The sequence below is a fragment of the Bacteroides sp. BFG-606 genome (genome assembly GCF_024788145.1).
Lineage (GTDB): Bacteria > Bacteroidota > Bacteroidia > Bacteroidales > Bacteroidaceae > Bacteroides > Bacteroides vicugnae.
Genome location: NZ_JANUIL010000001.1, coordinates 4389376 through 4416291 on the forward strand (window position 1 = coordinate 4389376; position 26916 = coordinate 4416291).

Sequence of the window (26916 nt, forward strand, 5' to 3'; positions counted from 1 at the left end):
AGATAAACGCAATGACATGACTAGAATAAGATTTCGGATGTTTGCTTTATTAGCGTTAGCATCAACTCTGACCTATGCACAGGAAGATAACAAGAAGGGTTATCTGACGGGGAGCTTTGAAACAAATACGACTTACTATAAGGATGATAGTAAAACAGAAGCAGAATCTCCGGAAGATCATTTCGGTTCGAATAATTATCTGAAATTGGATTACTATCAGGGCAAGTTTGCCGTAGGCGTACAGTTGGAAGCCTATGAACCGGTACTGGTGGGATACCCGAAAGAATTGGAAAAGGCAAAGCTGACCAACTATTACGTATCTTGGGCCGACAAGGATTTCTCCATAACAGCGGGTACGTTTTATGAGCAGTTCGGTAGTGGACTGCTATTCCGTAGCTGGGAGGACCGTATGCTTGGTTTAAATAATGCGGTGATGGGAGCACGTTTTACCTACAATTACAAGAATATTGTAGGGTTGAAGGCTATTTGGGGAACTCCACGTTTTGGTATGGATTTTTCTGATACACAAGTACGTGGTGTAGATGTAAGTTTCTCCCTGTCTGAAATGCTTAAATGGCAAAATACCTCCTTGAGTATCGAAGGAGGGGCATTGAACCGGTATGAGAAGATCAGTATCGACCTCGAAGAAGAAGGAGGAAAGCCTTATTCGAATGGCTTCTCGGGGCGGGTGAATTTTGAACGTTCCGGGTTTACAATGAAGGGGGAATATGTAGATGGCGGTGATAAATATTATGGATTCATCCACGACGACAAAGCTTTTGTAAGGAAACGTGCCAATGCACAATTGCTGGAACTGGGCTATAGTGGCAGCGGATTAGGTGTGAATCTGACTGGACGTCGTCTGGAATGGATGAACAGTGAAATTATTGCTGGTAATGGTTCTACTTCGAATTTGTTGAATTACGTCCCGGCGATGAGTACGCAATATACCTATATGCTGACCAATTTACATCCTCATACTCCACAAGTGGGAGATGTGACGAATACAATCAGCGGTGAGATGGGGGGACAACTGGATGTCTTTTATCATTTCAAAAGAGGAACGGTGATTGGAGGTAAGCGCGGTCTGAAATTACATGCTAACTTCTCTACCTATTACGCTTTAGAAAAAGAAGGCACAGCCCAGATGGGTAACTTGGCGTTCCGTGATTTTAGTTTCGATGTAGAAAAGCAGTGGACAAAGTCATTCAAAATGAACCTGCTTTATTCCATGCAGGAATATAGTCCTTCTTACGGAGCGAAAAAAACGACCTCGCTGTCGAATATTTTTGTAGCAGATTTGCAATATAAATTCACTCCTTCTTTTTCCACTCGTATGGAGTTACAATACCTTAATACAAAAGAAGATCAAAAGGACTGGATGGCAGCTCTGCTGGAACTGAATTTTGCTCCGGCATGGAGCATTTACGGAAGTGATATGTATAATCATGGCAAAGATAAAATCCATTATTACAATGTGGGGGCCAGCTATGCAAAATCACGTACGCGTATTGCGTTGAGTTATGGTCGTAACAGGGAAGGATATGTATGTTCCGGGGGAGTTTGCCGGACGATTCCTAAATACACAGGTGCTAACCTGACTATTACCACTTCGTTTTGAGGTCAGTGAATCATTTATTAATTAGAATATAGAATATGAGAAAATTTGCAATGCTTTTTATGCCGGGCCTGATGTGCCTGTGCGGATGTTTGGTGTCATGCAGCGGCAATTCTGACGAAACTGAGGTGCCGGATAGCGGTGAAGTGACGGGACCTATTACTTTGACTGTGGATAAAGCTAAGATTGAAGCCAATGGAACTGATATGGCAACTTTCACGGTGACCGATGCGAATGGAAAAGTGCTGACAACTTCTGAATATATTAAAAATGTGTATTTTGAAGATGTTAATACCGGTGATTATTTAGATAGACGAACCAACACATTTTCGGCTGTAGAAAACGGATCACATCGTTTTAAGGCCTATTATCTGGACTGGGAGTCGGAAGAAGTCTCCGTGACTGTACAGAATCGGAAAAACTATGAACTTTTTTATCGTAAGGTAGGTGTTTTCAAAATGACCGGAACTTGGTGTACTTATTGTCCTGCTATGACTTCGGCATTGAAGAAAGTAGAAGAGATAATGCCGGATCGTATGGTGAAAATGGCTTTTCATGCTTCCAGCAGTTCTGCTACCGACCCGTTCCATTTGTCGCAGACAAGCACTATTATGACCCGTTTTGGAGCAACCGGTTTTCCTACCTGTATCTATGATTTGAAGGTGATGTCGATAGACAGAAATGTAAGTGCCATCAAACAAACCTTGAAAGACCAGATCAGAAAATATCCGGCCACTTGCGGTATCAAAGTGAATACGTCTTATAATTCTTCAAGTGGTGAGATTACGGTAAATGCAGCGTTAAAGTCGAGCCAGGGAGGAGAATATGATCTGGTTTATGTCTTGGTTACTGATGGCTTGACCGCATCCGGAGGAAATGAAACCTCGTATGATTATACGGTCAGAGCTATTTCCAACAATTACATGGCGATGTCAACCGATAGAAGATTTACTGTAAAAGCGAATGAAGAACATACTGCCGGTACTTTTATGATTTCCGGAGCAACGAACCTGAACTCTTCAACGTCACGTGTAGTGGTTTATGCATTACGTAAGGTTGATGACGCATATATGGTGGATAATATAACCCAATGTTCTATCGACGGAAGCGTAGATTATATTTATAATGACTAAGGCTTATGAAGAAATTATACCTGACAATTCTACCAATTGTAATGATCCTTTGTTTAGCAATGCTGTCATCCTGTTCCGGAAGTTCGGACGAAACAGAGAACGGAGGGGCGGATGACGGTATTCTGCGTATTACTGCTGATAAGACAGTCATGCAGGCAGACGGTGTGGAGAGGGTGACTTTTACAGTCAGACTAGGTGCTAAAGATGTAAGTGAAGAAAGTACGATGAACCTGATTCTGGTAAAAGAATCAGGGGAGGAAAACCTGGATTATGGTATCCGTGCTTTCAGTACTTCGGTGCCGGGTACTTATGTTTTTAAAGCCCGTTATTATGAGGGTAAGTCGATAGTCAGTGAAAATAAAGTGACTATTCAGGCTAATTCGACATCAGGCGGGGTAAGTTATTATCATAAGTTGCTGGGGATGCAGTTCACTTCTATCGGGTGTCAGGCTTGTCCGGCACTTAGTACTACATTGAAGGCCATCCAGACAGAACAGCCGGGACGATTGGCGGTAGCTTCTTTTCACATGGATTTCGGGGGAATGACAGACCCTATGACTATCGCGGCCACCAATAACTACCGGACCAATATTCTTGGTAATTTCACGGGATTGCCCCGTTTATTTTACAATCTGCGTAAAGGTACTAAAGATATGATCAGTATAAAAAGTCAGATTGAAGAGGAACTTCAGAATGAACTGAAGAACTATCCTGCGTCATGTGGGGTAGCCATTGAATCTGTATATAATGCTTCTGACCGTACGGTGACAGTTACAGGCAAATTAACCTCTAATGTAGCAAACACTTACCGTTGCCTGATCTATCTGGTGGAGGACGGAATCAAATATTTCCAGACGAACGGTGGAAATGATTATACCCATAACAATGTAGTTCGCGCAGTACTTTCCACATCGTTGAACGGTGACCGCTTCACTGGTGAAATAAATGCAGGAGTAGAGTCTACCATGCAGCGTTCTTATCAGTTGGAACCGGGATGGAATGTGGAAAATATGCGTGTGATTGTATCGATGCTGACAACATTGGACGGCGGAAAGACTTATACGTGTAATAACGTAAATGAGTGCAAGCTTGGAGAATCGGTAGATTATCTGTATAATGAATAAAGAGGGCTTATGTATATAAATATTTATAAAATAGCATTGCTGGTCTGCATTTGCGGCATTGGGATTTTCGGGATTTCCTGTTCGGGCAATACCGATGATTCGGAACAGACGGAAGTGATTTTGAGCGTTAGCAAAAACTCCTTGATTGCCGACGGAAAGGATGTTATAACTTTTACGGTCATGTATGCAGGAATAGATGTAACTGCCGATGCAGTCATCCGTTCCGTGATGGACGGGCAAACCTTGGATGGAAGCACCTTTTCTACTTCTAAAGCAGGAACCTATGCTTTTGAAGCATCTTACGACAAGTACGTATCCAAATTGATGACAGTGGTTGCGAAAAGTACGTCGGGCACACTATCCAGATTTGTAAGGCGTATTTGTGCGATGGAGTTTACCGGAACATGGTGTGCCATGTGTCCGGCAGGAATGACTCGCCTGAATTACCTGATAAATTCGGATTATGAAGGGATTGTTTATCTGATGTCCTTTCATGTAAATGGAACGAGTGCTGATCCGATGGCAATCGAACAGTCCTCAATTCTTTCCAAAAAGTTTGCTATCCCCGGTTACCCTTCATGTGTTGTCGATATGCGTAAGGAAATGGGATTATCCGAAAACTATACTGTCATGCGGTCAATATTCAATGAGTCTTTGGAAAAATATCCTGTCCATTGTGGGGTAGCTATCAGCTCTCTTTATAATGAAGCCGGTTCCGAAGCTAAAGTTACGGTGAGGGTGACTCCGGAGAAAACGGCTGACTATCGTCTGATAGTATATGCTGTGGAAGACGGTTTGAAGTATGAACAGAATGATGGCGGCAACTATCGTGACTATACGCACAATCATGTAGTGAGGAAATTACTTTCTGCTTCGGTTGATGGTGACAAGCTGGGGCAGCTTCCGGAGGATAAGGAAGTAATGAAAGAGTATACAGTGATATTGGATAATGCATGGAAAGCTGAAAAACTTTCTTTCTATGCATTAGTAACGGACGAAAACGGCTATGTGAATAACCTGGCTGTTTGCGAAGCTATAAACGGCAATGCCGATTATGAATATGTAAATGATTAATCACATTTATCACTTTTAATTATGAAGAAGAAATTAGTTAGTTTATTACTTTTGCTAGGGCTGTTTTTAGTTATAAGCCCTATGATGATTTCATGTTCGGATAAGGATGAACAGGGAGTTGATCCCGCGCCTCCTGAAGAGCCGGATACTCCGCTTCCTCCTGTACCGACCCCTATCAAATGGGTGGAAAACGAAGTGGATGGCGGTGAACGTGGAGTGGGCATCAAGGTGACCAGCAGAACTGCCAACAATTTTGTGTTTGAATGTACTCCGGGGGATAAGGTGCAATCTTACCGTTTGGATGTTTATCCTTTATGCCGTATGTATAACTACTTATTTGAAAGTGGAGGTGTAGGTGCAAGCGAAGAAGAAATTGAAGATTTGATTCTGGAAGCTCTTTATAATTCGGAAGGTGCCGGTGCTTACACTTTCAGCAGGAGTACATTAGGGGATAGTTATCCGAATGCGGAATTTGACTGGGCGAATTCCAAGTATTCCCAATCGGAGATTGTGCCGGGAGCAGAATATCTGATTATAACGGTAGGCTGTAATGATGAAGGCGGACAAAATCCGGCCGATATGAAAATCTGTCATCTCAAGACTCCTTCCGGAGATGTAGTAGGTCATCCTCGTGTGGATATTGATGTTGATCCCAGTTATCAGGCGGTTGGCATACAATACCTTCCGAATGAGGACTGTAAGTATTTCTATCAGTTTTGCGGAGATGCTGAACCTATCGATGCGTTTATCGAAGCTTACGGAAAGGATATGTATATTGACTTTATGAGACATTGGACGCAGACGGCAGGAGATGCACAGGTGCCTGAAGAAGAAATGTACTATGTCGTAGACTTTGGTTATACTGCCGATGCAACAAGAAAAATTACGGCTACGACTATCGGCTTGGATGCAAACAAGAATAAAGGGGATTATGTACGTCAGGACTTTCAATTAAAACAGATTCCTGAAAATGCGCCCGAAGCAGAATGTGCAATGACAATCACTAAAACGGGTGCTTCTATTGTTAATATGGATGTAACTCTGGAAAAAACCTGTTATGCCATGTTCTATCGTATCTTCAGTGAGTCAGACTATGCCCCTTATGAAAATGCGGACGAGGCTACGATGACAGCATTGGCACAGGCACTGGATCAGGAAGGATGGGGTATTAAGAATCTAAATATCGGTCAGGAAGGTTCGTATACAAAGTCCGAATTCCAATATGATCTTGCTCCGAATGGTTCCTATGTTGTCGCTTATATTGGTCGTAATGAATATGGGGAGTTGTCAAAAGTGAAAACAAGCCGTTTTTCAACACAGGAACGTGTGACTGATAATCCGGGAGCATCCAAGGCTACAATAGATATTACTATTTCCAATCCGGGAAGGACAAGTCTGAAGTTGAATTATAAATATAATCAGGAAGCGGCAGTATTTTATCATCAGTATATCATGACGCCTGATTTGCTGGAAGAGGCTAATAAAGCTGAATTGATTCAATATCTGTTATCAGAGGATTCAAATACGTGGCCTGCAAATGCAAACGGAGGGGTTGAAGATTATACGTTTACCGGTTTGGACCCTGCTACTGAATATATATTTGCTTATATGGCAGAAGACTGGGACGGTGTACTGACTGATGTGAAAATAGTGAAAGCTTCAACCGAAGCTATTATAGCAGGTCCTGACCCGACTATGCAACTGAGTGCTTATATGAGTGAGTTGGGGAATTTTACTGTTCAGTTCTCAATGGTAAAGGATGTAGCCAAGATCTTTCATATGATAGTGGAGGATGAGTATTCGGCAAGTGGCGATTATAGCTATGAGGATTGTATGAAAGTATGGAAAGAAAAATGTTTAGAGTATGGTTTGACTACTGTTAATTCTACAATTCAATCATATGATAAGACAAGTGAAGCCAAACGTCTGGTTGCTTTATGTGTACCTATTGGTGCTGATGCTGACGGCAATGAAGTGATTGGTGACCTCTATGCTGTATTCTGGGATAAAGACAAGGGTATTGTTACCGATCCTTCCGTGTTATTCCCGGATGCCCCGAAATCGCAGAAGAGAATAATGGGAATGACTAAGTCTCAAGTAGTGAAGAAAGATAGCCGGATACCTGCAAACCTGATTGTTAATGAACAGGTGGAAAAGAATGTTCCGGGAGCTATGAAAAGTGAAAGTACTATTTATCTTGATTTGAAGAGATTAGGAAAACATCCTCACGCCAAATAAATATCGGCAGAACTATTTTTCCGCACGATAGTGTGTTATCTATCGTGCGGTTTTCTCTAATCATTAATTTTTTTAGATATGAGAAGAAATCAATTTTTATGTAGCATGGGAAAATGTACATTTTTCCTAATGGCAGTATGTGTTGTGATGTTTTCGTCATGTTATAATGACGATGATTTAAAGAATTCGATTTCCGGTCTGGAAGATCGTATGGCTAAATTGGAGGCTTCATTGCAGAGTATACAAAGTGATATTTCTACATTAAAGACATTGACCGATGCCCTGTCTCAAAATAAATCGATCGCTTCTGTGCTGGAGAACGAAGATGGAAGTTATACTATCAAATTTTCAGACCAGACAGAAGTGACCATTCATAATGGTGAAGATGGAGAGGATGCTCCACAAATAACCGTTATAAAGAATGAAGAAGATGGTATTTATTATTGGGGAATCACCGGTACGGACGGTAAGAAAACACTCTTGAAAGATGGAGAAGGGAATATGATGCCTGTGACGGCTGCCGCTCCTAAGGTTCGTATTAATACGAACACGAAAGAATGGGAAATCTCTACCGATAATGGAAAAAACTGGGAACCGACCGGTGTTTACGCTTCCGGAGAAGGGACGGGGGACACTTCACTTTTCAGCGGAGTAAGCCAGGATGATGATTATGCTTATTTTACTCTGAAAGATGGTACGATATTGAAGGTTGTAAAATCCAAAGAACTGAAATGTGAGATATTGACAGGAAAACAGTATTTTGCGAACGGTGAGGAGAAATTGCTTCCGGTTGAAATGAGTGGTATTTCGAAATATACCGTGACCAAACCTGACGGCTGGAAAGTTTCATTGACTGGAAAGGGGTTGACTATTATTGCTCCTGTTGCAGAAAATCAGTATGCAGAGGCAGGTGGTAAGGTCGCTATAGTAGCTGTTGCATCTAACGGGCAGAGTCTTATTTCGGAGATTCCGGTAGTAATAGGGGAAGCTCCTGTGGCTATATCCGTTGAAGGGCAGATGGTTTCTACCACTTTGAAAAATGGAATAGAAATGTATTATTTGGGAGTGATGGAAATAGATCAATACAGCGCAGAAATGGTAGCTGAATTAGTAAATGGATATTCTGCCCGTATGTACATGAAAACAGCCGCTCTTGAAAAAATGCCCTTGGCGGAATTGTTGGGCAAGGATCCAGAACCCGGAAAGACGTATATGATTTGGGCGGTACCTCCATCTGAAACAGGCGACAAGTATCAGTCTGATGATGTAATTGCTGCTGCAATTAAGACTGCTGCGACTGTGGAATTGAAGGTTTCGGATATTACATTTGAAGGTGCAACGGTTTCTGCAACAAGAAAGGGGTGTGACATTTATTATACAGGAATCACGGATAAGTCTAATTATTCACCTGATGCAGTCATCGAAGACGTGTCTTTTTATGATGGCGGAACCAAACAGTATTCGGATTATAACGGACCGCTGGAGGGTAAGGTGTTGGATTTCCTTCCGACAGTTGTGCCGGGAACAACGTATGTGCTTTGGGCTATTCCTTATAATGAAGAAGGAAAGTATAAGACAGAAGAACTGGTATCGCTTGAAATTCCTGTTCCTGCGCTGACATATGACGGAACGGCAACGGTAAATGTGGGTAATGTGGTTGCTACGGTTACAAGTGTAAGTGCGCCTCTTACTCCCGGAACGGATTGCTATAAATATTATTATTCTTACATGAAGGAAACGGCTATGGCTAATTATGCTACCGACAGAGATGTGATATCCTATCTTATCAAAAACGGCAAGTCTGCCAAAGAGGCTGAAAATTTTGAAAGGGCTTCTTTGGAACCAGGCACGAAAGGTTTTCTTGTTGCAGTAGCTTTGGATAAAAAAGGGCAGCTCGGTTCGTTGGTTAAAGTGCAGGCTGATTCTAAGGAAATGTCCTATAATTCTTCTATTTCGGTCGATGTATTGATAGAACCGGGAGCTTTATCCACGACGTTGACGTTGACCCCGACCGGTAGTCCGGTAAAATACCGTTATGTCCATATGCCATTGAATGATTTCAGAAACTATCCATATTGGGGGGATGATGAAATGGTAAAGCAGGCTTTGGTAATGAATCAGGATGTAACAGAGGTTACCGTTGCTGATTTGAAAAAGAATCAACTGGTTATTGAGGACATAGAGTTTAAAGCTGACTATGTATTATTCATGATAGCAGTTGATGCAGACGGTAATCCTTCTACAACTATGACAAAGAAGGAGTATACCAGTGCAAAACCGACTTTCGTCAGAATAGAGAAAGATGCGGATTTGTGGAAAGCCGGTGAGCCGGAGGTAACGATTGACAAGATAGAAAAGGATAAGTTCTATACGGTTACGTACACCGTGAAGCCTAAAGCCGGTTGCAAACAGTTTTATGTATTTGCCGGATCTGCAGACTACCTGACGGGTATGTTTGATGAACAAATCAAGTATGTGATGAAATATGGAGTCAAACAAACAACCACTTATTCTGGAAGTATTTACGGACCGTTGCCAACTAATATCAATGTAACTTGGGTAGATGCGGAGGGACGGCTTTATGAGCTTTCTAAAACTGTGGTAAACGTTCCTGCACAATAATCTTTTAATTTTCTAATTTAATAAAATGATAGATGAAAAATTTATTTAATAGTTTTTATAGTGTAGTATTACTTGCTTTGTGTCTGGTTGCTTTCAGTAACTGTTCGGATGGTGATGACGGCGGAGAAGTAGGTGGTGCGGATAATGGAATCACTGCGATTGCCAGTGCAACAGAAATGACCGTGTCTCTTTATGGGGAAACTGTCGAGATTTCATTTACTGCGGCAGGAAAATGGTCTCCTTCTTTACAATATTCTGCAGGAGCGGATTGGGCTTCCATCACTAATACCAGTGGTAATGCTACAGCAGGTAAAGGCGGATTAAAGGTAAAGGTTGATAAAAATGAATCCGGAAAAGAACGGGTCTTGACTGTAGCTGTGCAAGTGGAGGGATATAAGGTTCCCGTTACAGTATGTACTATCACACAAGGAGCAGGCTCCGGAACGGCAGTGGACTTGGCTTTGAATGAGTATATGGATAAATATTTGAAGGAACATTATTTGTTCAATGAGGAATATAATACGTTGGATATAGATTATGCATCAGTATCTTATGAAAATTTCCTGCCGACTTATCTTTTACCGATGAAAACCAATATGGAAGATGGTGGAACTTATCGTGCATTTTCGGCCAATGCAGGCAAGCGCTATATCTATTCTTATATTATGGAAACAGGTTCCAGTAGAACCCGTGCGAATACTCGTGCAACAAGTGTTGTAGGATCGGGACTTGGTACGTTTTTCTCTTCTTATATGCCGGATAGAACAACTATTGGACTATCCATTGGTTATGTGTATTTGGAATCTCCGGCTGCCAAAGCCGGATTGAGACGGGGCGACGTGATTGTTTCTGTTGATGGGGTTACTTTGAACAAGAATAATTATCAGCAATACATGAGCACTTTGTTTTATGCAGGTGGAGGTGAAACTTTTAAGATCGGCTATAGGCGTAAAATCTTTGATGAAAAACAGGGCGGCTACGATTTAGTGGATGGAGCTACTACATTAACTACCGGTAGTTATAAGAATAGCCCTATCTTGAATTCAATGTTTATAAAAGATAAAAAAGAGAATAAATTCAATATCGGTTATTTAGTTTATCTAAGTTTTGATTTGAATTTTGAAGAAGACTTGAAATATGTGATTCAGCAGTTCAAGGCGGAAGGTATTACAGATTTGATTTTAGATTTACGTTTCAACAATGGAGGTTCAGTTGAGTTAGCTCGTTATTTAGCCGCTTCTATCGCCGGTACATCACATCGTTCGGATGTATTTATGAAAATGCAACGTAATTCCGGTGCGGATGAGTATATCCGTTTTGGAGATGGTGATGATCTAAATCTTAATTCTGTAAGAATCATCTGTTCGGAAGAAACGGCTTCTGCCAGTGAATTGATAATTAATGGACTAAGAGGAATAGATTTTCCTGTGAAATTATTTGGTAGCCGCACGGAGGGAAAGAACGTGGGAATGGAAGTGCAAGAGTATAAATATGGAAATAAATATTATGAATTTGCTCCGATTACTTTCCGTTCTTTCAATGCAAAAGATTGGGGAGATTATGCTAGTGGCATGGATCCGGATGTCATGCTGAACAATCAAAACTCAGATTACGAGGATGATATTGATAACGTATTTCCTTATGCTTTCGGAGATTGGGATAACTTTGATTTCAATTATCCATTATATTGGGCACTATGTGATGTTCAAGGGGTGGATCCGACGACAGGTGAACCGGTGAAACGTAGCGGAAGATCAGGAATGACCCGTTCGCAACAAGATGAAATCATTAGAGTACCGTCTGTACCGTTGAAACGCCCTGTGGGAACTTTTGGCTCGCTCATTTATAACAAGCCGGAAGTGGAAAACTTATATTAGTAAGACTAAATCTCTTGTGAAATAAATTTTCTCTTAAGTTTAAGGGGATGCTTCTCGGTAAGGTGTTAGTGAGGGCATCCCCATTTTTGTTCTATAAATGAATAGAAATAAAATGGAATATTATGATGAATAAATCGTTATATAAATTAATCATATTCATTGGAATGTTAGGATTAATAAGCAGTTGTTCGGATGATGATTCTGAAAGTAAATCACAATATGAAGTGGTGGATAATGTGGTGACTAGTTGGTATTCACCCTCTCATTACGAAAAAACAGTACCTTCAAGCGAATTGTTATGTATTGGGGAGAGTGATAAATGTCCTTTATCTAATACATACATATCAATAGTCAATTATGATTCTGAATATCCGATAGTCATACCGAGAGGGGTCTATCAATACTATGAATATGGACATTGGATATATAGACCTGTACCTGCCGATGGGTCTATGAAGGAAATATTTAATTCTGATTGGTATACGACTGTTGTAGTACTATATGGTGGTGAAGGAACATATAATTTTGCTGTAAGAATTTACAATCCTACTTTAAACAAATATTTTGTAACCAAGCCATATCAATTGAAAGTATGGAGAGAAGGAGTAGAGGGGGAGTATAAGTGGTTTCGTTCTATTACGCAGGTAAATAATTAATTAACTAAAAAGAATGGGTACTCTTCTATTCTTGAGGCTGATAAAGCAATATTAGCAGCTCATGGGTATGATACAAATCACATATAATAATTATGACATATTATGGGATTCTGGAAAATTGCACTAGTAAGTCTATTATTAGGAAACAATTCGGTTTTATCACAGAATAATCGATTGTTTTATGACTATGATAATAATGGAAATCGAATTTCACGGACAAATAATATTGAGAGTAAAGATCGTCGAATAATGATTGCTGCTTCTGTTGATATTCCATATTTGGAATATGATGTAGCTGTTGATGTAAATAATCATACTCTTGATACACTTTTAGCAGTAGGATCTACTCCTTATTTTTTTGATATAGCAGCAAATGGTGCTTCTAATTTTTCAATTCCTCTCTCGTTGCCTGTTGGCAATGGTGGAATAGGACCTAATTTGGAAATTGTATACAATAGTTATAGTGGAGATGGAGTTTTAGGTACAGGAATAAATTTGTCATGTTTATCTTCAATTACTCGTAGTAATGAAGAGTCTAGATTTAATGAATTACATTCTTGGAATAAATATTATCTGGACGGTATACCTCTAATAGAGAAATGGGTGGATGGAAAAATAGTCTATTATAAAGAAAATAATGATTATTCCTTAATAACCAGAGATAACTCTACACGTTACTTTGTATTGACCACTCAAGATGGAATGAAATATTATTATGGTGATTACAAAGATACCAAAGCATACCAATTATCTAATGCTGACCAGACTACTATTATTTCCTGGTATTTGGCTTGTCAAGAAGATCCTTATGGAAATTATATATTGTATAATTATCAACAAGATATTGAAAATGCAGATATATGGTTAAAGTCAATTGAATATACATTTAATAATTCATGTAATTATACACAAACCAATCGAATTGATTTTTTATATAATCGTGTGAAAGATGTTCCAACTGGTTTCCTGAATGGTTTCAGGATTAAACGTGATAAGATATTGAAAGAAATTTCCGTTTTTGCAGGAAGTGAACAGGTACGTACCTATAAAATGAAGTATATAAAAGATGAGAAAGATATATATCCAAAACTTAATAGCATACAAGAGTTTGGAAAGAATAATGTTGCTTATAATCCTATTATAATAGGTTGGGGAAATCATCAAGGTGAGAAATGTTTGCAAAAATATGCGTTTGAACATCGTCCGACAGATGTGATTCAAGGAGACTTTAACGGTGATGGAATAGAGGATTTTCTGACAATAGATAAACAATATATAATGAGACCTCCAGAATATATGGATTCTATAAATATTGTATTAGAAGTCCAAACAATAGATAAAAAAGGAAATCGTGAAAAAGTATGGACTACAACCATTTATGACCAAAACTATTCTTTTACTGTAATTCCTGGGGATTTTAATGGAGATGGTTTATTGGATTTAGCTATGTTAACTAAGGATGATACGCATTTCACAATTATGAAAGCGTATCTGAATGAGGAAGGAAAATTAGGTTATAAAACAACGACCAGGTTGGGGGGAGTTGCTAGTCCTGTATTAGTTGGGCATTTTGAGGGAAATAGAAAAGATCAACTTCTAATCGGAAATAAATACTACTCTTTTGATGATGAATTAGTTAAATATACTTCTCTAAATATAGAAACTTTACCAGATAATGGGAGTTATGCAGTCATAGATGTTGATGGAGATAAATACGATGATATTGTTGTATATGATAAAAAGAAGAAAGAATTTACAGCTTATGCTATTATTGATTATAGTGGGAATCTTCGTAAATTGACACATTTTACCTGTAATGAGGGGGAAATCGAGGATATTAAATTCGGGTATTTCAATAATGATCAATATGCGGATATCTTTTTTTATTGTAAATCCGGGGAACAATATAAACAATTTATATATTATTACAACGGAAATGAATTTGTTAAGGGAGAAATTACGGAATCACATCCTAATTTATCTTTCTTAGTTGCAGATTTTAATAATGATGGTATATCAGAGTTAATGTCTTGTTATTATACAATTGACCAAGATAAAGAGACCAAAGCTGCGACTGTTAGTTATCCTGGATGTCATTTTACGAGTAATACCTACAATATTGATGTTACGGATTTATTTCTATCTCCTGATATCTCTCCTGGAACTACAAGATTAGATGATGTGTATTCATATAAGGGAAAATCTTATGTTTATCCTATAAAACACGATCTTTTTGCCGGTGATTTTACAGGGGATGGTAGAGCTGATGTATTAGCCATTTCTCAATCCAGAGTAACAGGGCCAGGGGTGATTACACGTTTTCGTGACGTAAAATACAGTTTGGTAACTTTTGATGAACAATGTTCTTCTGATGTGGTGATTGATATCATAGATGGTAATGCGGGTAGGCGCTCTATTGAATATAATAGTCATGTACAATCACGTGTGAGTAAGAATCCGCTAATAAAAGGATTATATACTCATTGGAATAAGCAATATGCATTAATTCGAAATGTAAATTATGTACTAACATCCGATTTGCATAAAAACATTCATATTGGTAAGAAGTCATATTCATATACTACTCCTTTTTATAGAAAGGATAAAGGTAATTTTGTTGGATTTGAAAAACAAATAATAACAGATTCTCTTTTAAATACTATCACGGTTAATACTTATAATGTATTAGGATCTCCCTGTATATTATATCTTGCCAAAAGCGAGTATCGTGTTGGACATGAAATCGTTTCGTCTACTAACTATGGAGCTGAATTACATGATTTGTCAGGGAGCTATTATTTGAGACATACATCCGTTTTTGAAACAGACTTGGATAAGCAATGTGAAAAAGTGGAGCAATATACTTATGATGAAGTAGATAATATCATAATTTCTGATGTTAGTTATCAAGGATTTGCTAGGGTAAATAATATACCAGAAAAAAGAGTTTTAACCAATTATCAATATGTACGTCCGGATAATCTATATTATAAGAAGAAACCTTCAAAAATTACAACTGTCTACACAAGAGATGAAGCTAATAGTATCACTCAGGTGAAAAGATACGATTATACGCCACAAGGAAAAATTTCTTTAGAATCATTTAATTCATATTTTAAAAGATACCAATATAATGTTTGTGGGCTTTTGGTTGCGGAGAGTATAGAAGATTCTATCACTAAAAAACAGTTTATTTATGAATATGATACTAACTTTCTACATCGAAGTAAGACTATATCTCCGACAGGTTTAATCTCAACTTATACAACTGATGTCTATGGCAATATTCTTATTCATACCGGACCGGGAAATCTGAAAACATATTATACTTATGATGATTTATTCAGACCTTATAAAATTAAGGCTCCCGATGGTACTGTTTCAGTCCGGAAAGCAATAAGAGGGGGACGTGATAAACAAGGATTCTATGTTGCGAATTATGTTATATTGAATGGAAATACAGAAAAAAGTATTATTTTTAATAATGCCATACACTACGATTGTCTGGGGAGAGAAATTCGAAAAGAAAAAGTTCTATTAAATGGAATATGCGAACATGTTGATATTTATTATAACAAAAAAGGGTTGTCAGAAAAGTTGTATTCATATAGAGGGAAAGTTTTAGTAAATTCGAAAGAAATGTATTATGATAATAAGAATCGCATTATACAAGAGAAAATATCATCTCCAGTAGATGTGGGCAAAAATGGAAAAACTATAGACTATGTTTATTATGATCCAAATGTCAGGAGAGGGAAAAAGGTAAAAACTGTAATAACTAATGCATCTACCACTGATTCTATTGTTACAATAATGATATATAATCGTACTGCTTTACCTGTATTAAGAATCGAAAATAGTGATTCAATAGTTTACCAATATGATAGTGCTGATAACTTAATAAAGGTACAAACGGTAGGATATCCGACAGAGGATAAATATACAGATTATGGATTGAGAATTTCTCATTTCAATAATTCTACAGGTAAATCGACATGTGAATATAACAATTTCAATGAATTAGCTAAAGAGGTTGATAGTCAAGGAAATAAGATTAAATATGCTTACGATAAAGAGGGAAGAATAATAACAAAAACGACAGGGGAAAATACTGTTCATTATATTTATGACGCAGTTACTGGTTGGCTAAAAGGAATTGAATCTTTGTCACATAAACTGGAATATTTATATGATAATATAGGACGGGTTATTGAAGAAAAGAAAACGACATTAGGGATACCGATGGTCAAGAAATATCAGTATGACAACTTTGGACGTTTATCAGTGTATACTTCTCCGTCTGGTTTCAAGCAAAAGAATGTATATGATGATAGATTTTGTGAATTGGTTGAGATTCGTGATATAACTACAGGCGATTCAAAAATTCTATGGAAACGCACGAAGGTCGATTCTTTGGGATATATTTCACAGGTTATTAATGGAGATAATCGAACAGTAGATTATACGTATAATAATCGTGGAGAATATACACATATTTATTCTCCGGGAGTTATTGATTTTTTATATCAATATGATCATCGTGATTTGATGCTTTCACGTAAAGAAAAGTTTTATACGGATGATTTATGGAAAGGATTTGATGAGTATTTCAGCTATGATACTTATGAAAGGCTTATTGCATCTGAAAGAAAAGGAAAAACAGGCCAAGAGGTTTCATATTCTTCCGGTTATCGGATTGCATCAAAATCCGACATGGGGACTTATTTATATACTAGCGATAAATCTCGAATTCATAGCATATCCACAGTGTCAGAAAGAGATTATTATCCTTCACAGATATTAACATTTTCAACAAATAATCGTATTGCTACAATACAAGAAAAAGATAAGATATGGACTTATGATTATGATGTGAATGAGATGCGTGCAAAAGCGGTGTTGGAAGAAAATGGCATTGTACGATTAACTAAATATTATTTTTCTAATTATGAAAAAGAATGTACAGATAACCAATCGACTGATATTGATTATATTTATGCAGGTGAAAATTTGGTAGCTTTAAGAAAGACTACAGAAAATCAGGCGACTATATATTTTGTCTATTCTGATAATTTAGGTTCTATTCGATGCTTGACTGATTTTCAAGGGAATGTAGTACAGCAGTTGGGGTATGACGCATGGGGGCAACGCCGCAATCCATTGACTGGCGAGAAATTGACTTCTATAGAATTGATAGATTCTTATCGTATTACGCGACGTGGATTTACAACTCATGAGCATATTGATGAAATGAACCTGATTAATATGAATGCGAGAATCTATGATCCTTTAATTGGTTGCTTTATTAGTGTTGATCCTCACGCTGCCATGAATTATATAATTAATCCTTATACTTATTGTAATGGAAATCCATTAAAATGGATTGATTTAACAGGAGAAGATATGTGGAGTACGTCTGACCCTGACTTGATAGACCGGATGTTTAATTTATACAAGGATGGCCAGAATATGTTTGGCAAACCATATTCTGTAAGTAATGATTGGTTTTATCTAACTCACGATGAGTTTGTTAGAGCCTATGCAGTATATGGAGTTGCTGTATTTTCTTACAATGGTAGCTATGACTTGAGTAGTTATGGGACTGTAAGTGATGGGGAAATCACAATTCATGGGAAGCTTCCGAAAAAAGAGGAAACTGGCTTTCCTAGTGTAGGTGATGCTTATTCTATGATAAATTATGCAGTAGGGACATATACTGGAATAAAAGCTTACTCGCATGTACATGATGGAATGTGGCGTGGAATGGACGGTAAATGGTACAAAACATCTTGGGGAGGTAATCAGTATACAGGGGCTCGTAGCACTGTGATGAAAAAGGCTTTACGTTTAGAGAAAATTGGTAAATATATGTTCTGTCTTGATGCTGTAATTAATGGAGTTATAATTTGGAACAATGCTTCTGAAAATAATTACGAACTTATATTCCAATCTTCGGCAAATATTGTTTTCGGATATATTTCTACTTATGGTGGACCTCCTGGAATGATTGTGGGAACAATGTATTATTCTATGACTTTTGCTCCTCATGGATTTATATTTTGTCCGATAACAGAACCGACTTTCTGTTCATCTGATAATACTTATGTTGAACCATATAAAAAAATATATTGAGAATGAATATACTTAAACAAATATATGAGATATATGAATATCTGTTTTATCGAACATATATATGGCAGCTTAGATTGTGGGGAGAAAAGCGGTCGCCAGAAGTGGCAGGGTTATTACTACCGACTTCATTGTTTACTTTTGTTTTTGTTGGCCCAATAGTTGGAGTATTACATTCATTGGAAGTACCAAACAATGAAGAGTTAGGTATACTTTTGGCTGTTATATTCACTTTTGTTGCTCATAGATTATTTATTAGCGATGGACAATATTTGTCTATTGCTGATAAATATCGTAATGAAACTAAAGAAAAACAACGACAACGTATGAAGCAAGTTTGGATTTTTTTAGCAATAAATCTTATTTGGGTAATATTCTGCATCTTCTTATTCATCAAAGTGATACCCCCGCCATCAAATGCAGATACCTCTAATAAGAATCCTTCTCCAGAATATATAGAGATGCTGAAAGATATAAGAGACCGACGAGCACAATAGAATATAAACAGTGAAATAAATTTGTTGTATAATAGATTATAATTTAGAACTTAGAAAAATGAGAATTATTTTATTTTTATTATTGGGTTGGTACACAATCGGAAATATACAAGCACAAATCAAAGAGCCTGTAAAGTTCAAAAATGAGTTGAAAATGACATCTGAAACGGAAGCGGAAATCGTGTTTACTGCTTCGATAGAGAAAGGATGGCATGTGTATTCGACCGGGCTAGGGGATGATGGGCCTATTTCCGCTACTTTCAACATCAATGCGAGTAATCATGTAGAAACAATGGGTAAATTGCAACCTGTTGGAAAAGAAATCAGCATCTATGATAAGATGTTCGAGATGAACGTGCGTTATTTTGAAGATACGGTACAGTTTATCCAAAAAGTGAGATTTACAGGAAATGATTACTTTATGGATGGGTTTCTGGAGTTTGGAGCTTGTAACGATGAGAGCTGTTTACCTCCGACTCAAATTCCTTTTCAATATGGGAAAAAAGCAGAAGCAGATATAATAGTTACAAAAGGGGAGGAAGAGGCTCCGGTAAATGTGGTAGAGAAGCAATCGGAAAGTGATCTTTGGAAACCGGTAATCAATGAATTGCAAGTGTTAGGTGAAGAACATTCTCAAGAGGATAAATCTTGGTTGTATGTCTTTGTCACTGGATTTCTTGGCGGATTATTGGCTTTGTTCACTCCCTGCGTATGGCCGATTATTCCTATGACTGTGAGTTTTTTCCTGAAAAGAAACAAGGATAAGAAGAAAGGGATTCGGGATGCATGGACTTATGGTGCTTCAATTGTCGTGATTTATGTAACACTGGGATTAGCAATTACTTTAATATTTGGTGCCAGTGCATTGAACGCTTTATCAACAAATGCCGTATTTAATATTCTTTTCTTCCTGATGTTGGTTGTTTTTGCAGCTTCTTTCTTTGGGGCATTTGAACTTACTTTGCCTTCTAAATGGAGTAATGCTGTGGATAGCAAAGCGGAAGCGACGAGTGGGCTGCTAAGTATTTTTCTGATGGCATTTACGTTATCTCTGGTGTCTTTCTCTTGTACAGGGCCGATTATCGGCTTTCTGCTCGTACAGGTTTCTACAACTGGTAGCGTGATTGCTCCTGCTATCGGAATGTTAGGCTTTGCCATCGCTTTGGCTTTACCATTCACACTGTTTGCTCTTTTTCCTTCGTGGCTGAAATCAATGCCTAAGTCAGGAGGGTGGATGAATGTAATTAAAGTGACATTGGGCTTTCTGGAACTGGCTTTTGCCTTGAAATTCTTATCGGTTGCGGACTTAGCCTATGGTTGGAGAATTCTGGATAGGGAAACCTTCCTTGCATTATGGATTGTGATTTTCGGACTGATGGGGTTATATCTGTTAGGAAAGATCAAGTTTCCGCATGACGGTGATGAAAGTAGGGTAGGCGTAGCCCGCTTCTTTCTTGCACTTGTCTCTTTAGCGTTTGCTGTGTATATGATCCCCGGACTTTGGGGAGCACCTTTGAAAGCTGTCAGTGCATTTGCTCCTCCTGTGATGACACAGGACTTCAATTTATACTCGAATGAGGTTCATCCCCAATTTAAGGACTATGATATTGGGATGGAGTATGCACGGCAACAGGGAATGCCTGTGATGGTCGACTTTACCGGATATGGTTGTGTGAATTGTCGTAAGATGGAGGCGGCTGTATGGACAGATAGTAAGGTAGGCGGTATCATCAATGATAAATATGTGCTTATCTCGTTGTATGTAGATGATAAGACTCCATTGAATGAGCCGCTCAAAGTAACGGAAAATGGAACGGAACGTACCTTACGCACGGTAGGGGATAAATGGAGCTATCTGCAACGTGTGAAGTTTGGAGCAAATGCACAGCCTTTTTATGTATTGCTGGATAATGACGGGAATCCGTTGAATAAGTCGTATGCATATAATGAAGATATTACTTCTTATATTGAGTTTTTACAGAAAGGATTGGAACATTACGTAAAATGAATTTAGTCATTGATTCTCTTTTTAACCTGGACTCGTGATCGATAGGATTAGAAAAGGAATTTGTTTTTAGGTAGTGGGGCCGGCGTACAAAGCGTAACTTTGTTTGCCGGTCTTTTTTATGCTCCCTTGTCTCCCTGCTTGTCGCTTTTTTCAAGGTATTGGGTTGATTATTTGCTATAAATATTGTTTGTAGGCCTTGTAGTGCCGATAATCGCTTGTCGTTTCATGTCCGTTGAATATGCCGCATCTTTGCATCGTTAACGTTAGCGAAGTAATAATTAAACAGTATTCATTTAAAAAAGAAAAGTATTATGGCAATTAGATTTAAAAGGGTTCAACGTCTGTGTGATCCGACAAACAAAGAGGCAGGAAAGAAAGTGTATCCAGTAATTTCTTATCAATACGATACGAGCGCTACACTGGATGAGTTTGCGAAAGAAATCTCTTCTACTTCCGGTGTCAGTGAGGGTGAAACGATTAGTGTATTGAAAGATTTTCGTACACTTCTACGTAAGACATTACTTTCGGGCCGTTCAGTGAACATTAAGGGATTGGGTTACTTTTTTCTTGCGGCTCAAAGCAAAGGAACAGAAAAGGCAGAAGACTTTACTGTATCTGACATCAGCGGCCTGCGGGTTTGTTTTCGTGCTAATTCGGATATCCGTCTCTTTACGGGAACTTCGACGCGTTCGGATGGATTGAAGTTTAAGGATTTGGATCATATCAACGACTCAAGTATCATTGATGGTGGGGCAGGTGAAGGAGAGGAAACACCGAATCCTGACGGTGGTTCGGGAGATAATGGTGAAGCACCCGATCCGGCAGCTTGATAAGCGGGAAATGAAAATTAGCGACTTTGTATGGAATGGGGCTTCGGCCTCATTCTTTCTTTAAACTACATAAATAGATCAATATGCAAATAACTACAATCCTTGCTTTCATTACTGCTATGGGCGGTTTGGAAGCGGTGAAATGGATGGTGAGATATATCACTTGCCGAAAAACGGATGCACGGAAAGAAGAGGCAGACGTGAGTAGTCTGGAAGAAGAAAATCGTCGTAAAAAAGTGGATTGGCTGGAAGATCGCCTGACACAGCGGGACGAGAAAATAGACGGGCTTTACATCGAGCTTCGCAAGGAGCAGGAAGAGAAGATCGACTGGATACATAAATGCCATGAGGTGGAGTTGGCACAGAAAGAGTCGGAGGTGAAAAAGTGTGATATCAGAGGGTGTGTGAAACGCATTCCTCCTTCGGAATATTAATGAGGTTAGTTGATAAAAATAAAATGTTATGAGAAAGATAGATTCTATTATAGTACATTGTTCGGCTACAAAAGCCGGACAGGATTTTACCGCCGCAGATATTGACCGTTGGCACCGGGAACGTGGGTTCAACGGTATCGGTTACCATTATGTTATCCGCCTGGATGGAAGACTGGAGAAAGGAAGGGAGATTGATTTGGCAGGAGCGCATTGCAAAGGTTGGAATGAGCGAAGTGTCGGGATCTGTTATATCGGGGGATTGGATGAGAACGGACATCCGGCAGATACCCGGACAAATGCGCAAAAACGGGTGCTTTATCAAGTAATAATGGATTTGCAACGGGAATATACTATTCTTCAGGTATTGGGACACCGGGATACTTCGCCGGATTTGAATGGAGACGGGGTGATCGAACCTTATGAATATGTGAAAGTGTGTCCTTGTTTTGATATGAGAGAGTTTATGAAGAGTGGGAGGGAGTTGCTGTTTGCTTTATTATTGGGTCTCGTTCTTCCGGGGGTACTTTCGGGATGCAGGACTAAGAAGGAAGTTATCAGTAGGAGCAGTGAGGTGCAGATGGATTCAAGTTCTTCCGGGCATTCTTCCCATGTGGCTTCGTATGATGTTAATCAGGAAAGGAAGATGCTGGAACGGATGGAGGAGTCTACCGAACAAATATTGGTAGTATTGGGGAAAGATACTGCGACAGGGGATTTCTCTTCCACCTGTTTTATTTCAGGTAGCAGAAAGACGGTGAATAAGGTTTTTGAAAAGAAAGAGAGGATAGATGAGAAAGAAGATACTCAAATATCATCCTTTATCGACACGAATCGTCATAAAGTGGTTGGTGAGGAGGAAGAGAATAGCTTATATTATAGGAAAAATATAAGTTGGATGCTAATAATTAGTATATCGGCATTGATGTTACTTTACTTTATTTATAAAAAGAGGAGAATTCTTTTTTGAGGATTTGCATAGAAATATATAGAATAATACTATCTTTGTAGAGGTATATCGGGCTTAATGGAGTGATTGTTCAATAATATTCATATTCATCATCGGGATATACAATGAGAATGAGGGCGAAATTTTTTATTGTGATAATTGATTGTGTAGCCCTAAATGTGTGAATAACGTAAAAGTGGTAGCTTTTGAGTTTGAATTTTGCATATATCGAAACAGGCTATTTAAAATATTTGCTATTAGTCTTGTTTGTAAACAGATATTGTTCTCTTAGACATGAATACAATTTGCCATATTCGTGATTATGCGGACTTTTGCAGAAGGTAACTAACAAACAATATTAGGGATTAATGATTATATATAATAGTCGATTAGCAAAATGGCTTCTCGATAAAAAGAAACATTCTTTTATGATTTTTGGGTGCTACTTTACCCGTTATAAGCAATTAGAATTTTGGGAGGAAATGGAAAACCGGATTCATGTAAGGCAATACACGGAATGCTTTTTGCCTACACTTGTGCCGGCAGTAGGAGTATCGCTGTAAAAGAAAGCTGCCATCGTCAAGATGGGCTGACTAAGATAAAGATCCCTCGTGGATCGGCTGCCTGTGAAGGTCGCTCTATTGTTTGTTTTGTTTGTGTTTTGGTGCACCTTTATTCTGTTGAAGAATAAGGTGCACTCTTTTTATGGTTATATAATAGATTAAATATATCTTTGAAGAAAAAAGAAGATGGGTGAAAAAGCTTCAATGTGGAATCTCTGGCACGGCTGTCACAAATTGAGTGAGGGCTGCCGCCATTGTTATGTATATCGGACGGATGGTAAATATGGAAAAGACAGTTCGGTGGTGACAAAGACGGAGAAGTTTGATTTACCTTTGCTTCGAAAAAAGAATGGTACGTATAAGATACCTTCGGGAAATCTGGTATATACTTGTTTTACTTCGGATTTTCTGATAGAAGATGCCGACGAATGGCGTGCCGAAGCATGGGAGATGATGCGGATACGGCAGGACTTGCATTTCCTTTTTATCACCAAACGAATCGATCGATTACAACAGTGTCTGCCTCTGGATTGGGGTGATGGGTATGAGAACGTAACAATCTGCTGTACAATGGAGAATCAGGATAGGGTGGATTATCGTCTGCCTATTTATAAAGAAAGTCCTATTAAACATAAAATCATTATCTGCGAGCCGCTTCTTAGCCGGATTGATTTCAGAGGCGAGTTGGGAGATTGGGTGGAACAGGTGGTTGCCGGAGGGGAGTCGGGGAAGGAAGCCCGGATGTGTGACTATGAGTGGGTGCTGGATATCCGGCAGCAATGTATAGATGCGAATGTCGGCTTTTGGTTCAAGCAGACTGGGAGTTATTTGCTGAAAGAGGGACATGAATACAAGATTGCCCGACAGTTTCAACATTCGCAGGCGAGGAAGGCAGGATTGAATTATATGCCTGATAAACAAGAAATAAAAGGTTAGTTTAGATATTTTTTTACTGAAAGCGAGGGTTGCTTGGCAATCTTCGCTTTTTGTTTTATTGAGTACAAAATACGGATAATCACGTCTTTTTATAAAGATATTGTGTAAATTTTAAATTATCCATATTAATGAAACAGATAAAACTGTTACTTCTTTTAGCTTCCGCCTCCGTTACGGGAGCACTTGCGCAAAGCAATGGATTGACGGATATGAGTCAGAGCCGTTTTGCGAAGATGGCGAATACCGGAATCGGTGCAGTACATTGGACGGATGGATTCTGGGGAGATCGCTTTCAGGTATTTAGCCGGACTTCCCTGCAAAGTATGTGGAACACTTGGAATACGCCGGAAATCTCTCACGGTTTCCGTAATTTTGAGATTGCTGCCGGGGTGTGCAAAGGAGAGCATTGGGGACCTCCATTTCATGACGGAGATATGTATAAATGGATGGAAGGTGTGGCTTCTGTCTATGCAGTTAATAAAGATCCGGAGCTGGACAAATTAATGGATAACTTTATTACTTGTGTTGTAAAAGCCCAGCGTGCAGACGGTTATATACATACGCCTGTTGTTATTGAAGAACTGAATAAAGGGATTGACTCTCATGCATTGGGAGATCAGCATAAACAAACGGTCATTGGAACGAAAGTAGGTGACGAGAATGAAAAAGGAGCTTTTGCCAATCGGCTGAACTTTGAGACTTATAATCTGGGACACTTGATGATGGCGGGTATTGTGCATCGTCGTGCCACTGGAAAGACTACTCTTTTCGATGCTGCTGTGAAAGCGACGGATTTCCTCTGTCATTTTTATGAAACGGCTTCTGCCGAACTGGCTCGCAATGCTATTTGTCCCTCTCATTATATGGGGGTAGTTGAAATGTACCGGGCTACCGGAAATCCCCGTTATCTGGAACTTTCAAAGAATCTGATTGATATCCGTGGTATGGTGGAGAACGGTACAGACGATAATCAGGACCGTATTCCTTTCCGCGATCAATATCGTGCGATGGGACATGCCGTACGCGCCAACTATCTGTATGCCGGAGTAGCGGATGTATATGCAGAAACCGGTGAGCAGCAATTAATGAAGAATCTGACTAGTATCTGGAATGATATCGTGACCCGGAAAATGTATGTGACCGGTGCTTGCGGTGCTCTTTATGATGGTACATCGCCTGATGGTACGTGTTATGAGCCGGATAGTATTCAGAAAGTGCATCAGAGTTATGGACGTCCCTATCAGTTGCCGAATAGCACTGCTCACAATGAAACGTGTGCCAATATCGGTAATATGCTGTTCAACTGGCGGATGCTGGAGGTGACAGGGGATGCGAAATATGCCGATCTTGTGGAGACTTGTCTTTATAATAGTGTATTGAGCGGTATTAGTCTGGATGGAAAGAAGTATTTCTACACGAATCCGCTTCGTATCAGTGCCGATCTTCCTTACACGCTTCGTTGGCCGAAGGAACGGACGGAATATATCAGTTGTTTCTGCTGTCCTCCGAACACATTGCGTACACTGTACCAGGCACAAAACTATGCATATACATTGAGTCCGGAAGGGATTTATTGTAATCTGTATGGAGCAAATACATTGACAACGACTTGGAAAGAGAAGGGAGAAGTAGCTCTGACGCAGGAGACGGATTATCCCTGGGATGGAAATGTACGTGTAACGTTGAATAAAGTTCCTCGTAAGGCGGGTAGTTTCTCGCTTTTCTTACGTATCCCTGAATGGTGCGAAAAGGCTACGCTTACGGTGAATGGGCAGCCGCTGCAAATCAATGCGAGGGCAAATTCGTATGCGGAAGTAAATCGTGCATGGAAGAAGGGAGATGTAGTGGAACTGGCAATGGATATGCCTGTGTGCTTGCTTGAAGCTCATCCGTTGGCAGAGGAGATTCGTAATCAGGTGGTCGTAAAGCGCGGACCGTTGGTTTATTGTCTGGAAAATATGGACATAGCGAATGGAGAGAAGATTGATGATGTATTGATCCCTGCTGATATAAAATTGACTCCGAAGAAGATTACGATTGAAGGCAGTCCGGTTGTAGCGCTCGAAGGTAAAGCGCGTCTGGCATCTGCAACTTCTTGGGAAGGAGTACTTTATCGTCCGGTAGTTCAGGCTGAAAAGACGGTGGATATTCGTTTGATTCCTTATTATGCCTGGGGAAATAGAGGAAAAGGAGAAATGACCGTATGGATGCCTCTTGCCAGATAAATCATG

Annotated in this window: 16 protein-coding genes; all 16 read left to right on the forward strand. The window is 39.1% G+C overall.

The window, feature by feature from the left end; all coding sequences use genetic code 11:
- Positions 1-16 precede the first annotated feature (16 nt).
- The 16 genes from NXV01_RS16500 to NXV01_RS16580 all read left to right on the forward strand — a co-directional run bounded on the left by NXV01_RS16500 (position 17) and on the right by NXV01_RS16580 (position 26910).
- On the forward strand, positions 17-1621 hold the full coding sequence (locus NXV01_RS16500; protein WP_234132197.1) for a DUF6029 family protein: 1605 nt from the start codon (positions 17-19) through the stop codon (positions 1619-1621).
- A gap of 35 nt (positions 1622-1656) precedes the next feature.
- Positions 1657-2751: an Omp28-related outer membrane protein gene (locus NXV01_RS16505; protein ID WP_234132196.1), complete on the forward strand. Its 1095-nt coding sequence runs from the start codon at positions 1657-1659 to the stop codon at positions 2749-2751.
- Between the two features lie 5 nt (positions 2752-2756).
- Entirely contained in the window at positions 2757-3875 is a 1119-nt protein-coding gene (locus tag NXV01_RS16510; protein ID WP_234132195.1) for an Omp28-related outer membrane protein, read from the forward strand.
- Between the two features lie 9 nt (positions 3876-3884).
- Positions 3885-4949, forward strand: coding sequence for an Omp28-related outer membrane protein (locus NXV01_RS16515; RefSeq protein ID WP_234132194.1), 1065 nt, complete (start codon positions 3885-3887; stop codon positions 4947-4949).
- Positions 4950-4970: 21 nt separating this feature from the next.
- Positions 4971-7187 (forward strand): hypothetical protein, encoded by a 2217-nt coding sequence (locus NXV01_RS16520; RefSeq protein ID WP_259022900.1) that lies wholly within the window; start codon positions 4971-4973, stop codon positions 7185-7187.
- A 78-nt stretch (positions 7188-7265) separates the two neighbouring features.
- Entirely contained in the window at positions 7266-9809 is a 2544-nt protein-coding gene (locus NXV01_RS16525; RefSeq protein ID WP_259022901.1) for a DUF4988 domain-containing protein, read from the forward strand.
- A 32-nt stretch (positions 9810-9841) separates the two neighbouring features.
- The gene (locus NXV01_RS16530) at positions 9842-11686 is read left to right on the forward strand and encodes a S41 family peptidase (protein WP_259022902.1); all 1845 of its coding nucleotides are present in this window, start codon (positions 9842-9844) and stop codon (positions 11684-11686) included.
- 122 nt (positions 11687-11808) lie between these two features.
- Complete coding sequence (locus NXV01_RS16535) at positions 11809-12342, forward strand: hypothetical protein (protein ID WP_234132190.1); 534 nt, start codon at positions 11809-11811, stop codon at positions 12340-12342.
- 102 nt (positions 12343-12444) lie between these two features.
- A complete protein-coding gene (locus NXV01_RS16540; protein WP_259022903.1) occupies positions 12445-18474 on the forward strand; it encodes an FG-GAP-like repeat-containing protein in 6030 nt (2009 codons plus the stop codon).
- 2 nt (positions 18475-18476) lie between these two features.
- A complete protein-coding gene (locus NXV01_RS16545) occupies positions 18477-18968 on the forward strand; it encodes a hypothetical protein (RefSeq protein ID WP_032848910.1) in 492 nt (163 codons plus the stop codon).
- Between the two features lie 58 nt (positions 18969-19026).
- Positions 19027-20976 carry a cytochrome c biogenesis protein CcdA gene (locus tag NXV01_RS16550; protein WP_234132188.1) on the forward strand — a complete coding sequence of 650 codons (1950 nt, stop codon included), beginning with the start codon at positions 19027-19029 and terminating at the stop codon, positions 20974-20976.
- A 311-nt stretch (positions 20977-21287) separates the two neighbouring features.
- A complete protein-coding gene (locus NXV01_RS16555) occupies positions 21288-21806 on the forward strand; it encodes an HU family DNA-binding protein (protein ID WP_258980584.1) in 519 nt (172 codons plus the stop codon).
- An 83-nt stretch (positions 21807-21889) separates the two neighbouring features.
- Complete coding sequence (locus tag NXV01_RS16560) at positions 21890-22240, forward strand: hypothetical protein (protein ID WP_195650309.1); 351 nt, start codon at positions 21890-21892, stop codon at positions 22238-22240.
- A 28-nt stretch (positions 22241-22268) separates the two neighbouring features.
- Complete coding sequence (locus NXV01_RS16565; protein ID WP_259022904.1) at positions 22269-23207, forward strand: N-acetylmuramoyl-L-alanine amidase; 939 nt, start codon at positions 22269-22271, stop codon at positions 23205-23207.
- 728 nt (positions 23208-23935) lie between these two features.
- Positions 23936-24685 (forward strand): phage Gp37/Gp68 family protein, encoded by a 750-nt coding sequence (locus tag NXV01_RS16575; protein ID WP_259022905.1) that lies wholly within the window; start codon positions 23936-23938, stop codon positions 24683-24685.
- A gap of 128 nt (positions 24686-24813) precedes the next feature.
- Positions 24814-26910 (forward strand): glycoside hydrolase family 127 protein, encoded by a 2097-nt coding sequence (locus NXV01_RS16580; RefSeq protein WP_259022906.1) that lies wholly within the window; start codon positions 24814-24816, stop codon positions 26908-26910.
- Positions 26911-26916 lie beyond the last annotated feature (6 nt).

Coding starts and splice junctions, on each gene's coding strand:
- NXV01_RS16500 (WP_234132197.1), top strand. CDS start 17: ATGACTAGAATAAGATTTCGGATGTTTGCTTTATTAGCGTTAGCATCA.
- NXV01_RS16505 (WP_234132196.1), top strand. CDS start 1,657: ATGAGAAAATTTGCAATGCTTTTTATGCCGGGCCTGATGTGCCTGTGC.
- NXV01_RS16510 (WP_234132195.1), top strand. CDS start 2,757: ATGAAGAAATTATACCTGACAATTCTACCAATTGTAATGATCCTTTGT.
- NXV01_RS16515 (WP_234132194.1), top strand. CDS start 3,885: ATGTATATAAATATTTATAAAATAGCATTGCTGGTCTGCATTTGCGGC.
- NXV01_RS16520 (WP_259022900.1), top strand. CDS start 4,971: ATGAAGAAGAAATTAGTTAGTTTATTACTTTTGCTAGGGCTGTTTTTA.
- NXV01_RS16525 (WP_259022901.1), top strand. CDS start 7,266: ATGAGAAGAAATCAATTTTTATGTAGCATGGGAAAATGTACATTTTTC.
- NXV01_RS16530 (WP_259022902.1), top strand. CDS start 9,842: ATGAAAAATTTATTTAATAGTTTTTATAGTGTAGTATTACTTGCTTTG.
- NXV01_RS16535 (WP_234132190.1), top strand. CDS start 11,809: ATGATGAATAAATCGTTATATAAATTAATCATATTCATTGGAATGTTA.
- NXV01_RS16540 (WP_259022903.1), top strand. CDS start 12,445: ATGGGATTCTGGAAAATTGCACTAGTAAGTCTATTATTAGGAAACAAT.
- NXV01_RS16545 (WP_032848910.1), top strand. CDS start 18,477: ATGAATATACTTAAACAAATATATGAGATATATGAATATCTGTTTTAT.
- NXV01_RS16550 (WP_234132188.1), top strand. CDS start 19,027: ATGAGAATTATTTTATTTTTATTATTGGGTTGGTACACAATCGGAAAT.
- NXV01_RS16555 (WP_258980584.1), top strand. CDS start 21,288: ATGGCAATTAGATTTAAAAGGGTTCAACGTCTGTGTGATCCGACAAAC.
- NXV01_RS16560 (WP_195650309.1), top strand. CDS start 21,890: ATGCAAATAACTACAATCCTTGCTTTCATTACTGCTATGGGCGGTTTG.
- NXV01_RS16565 (WP_259022904.1), top strand. CDS start 22,269: ATGAGAAAGATAGATTCTATTATAGTACATTGTTCGGCTACAAAAGCC.
- NXV01_RS16575 (WP_259022905.1), top strand. CDS start 23,936: ATGGGTGAAAAAGCTTCAATGTGGAATCTCTGGCACGGCTGTCACAAA.
- NXV01_RS16580 (WP_259022906.1), top strand. CDS start 24,814: ATGAAACAGATAAAACTGTTACTTCTTTTAGCTTCCGCCTCCGTTACG.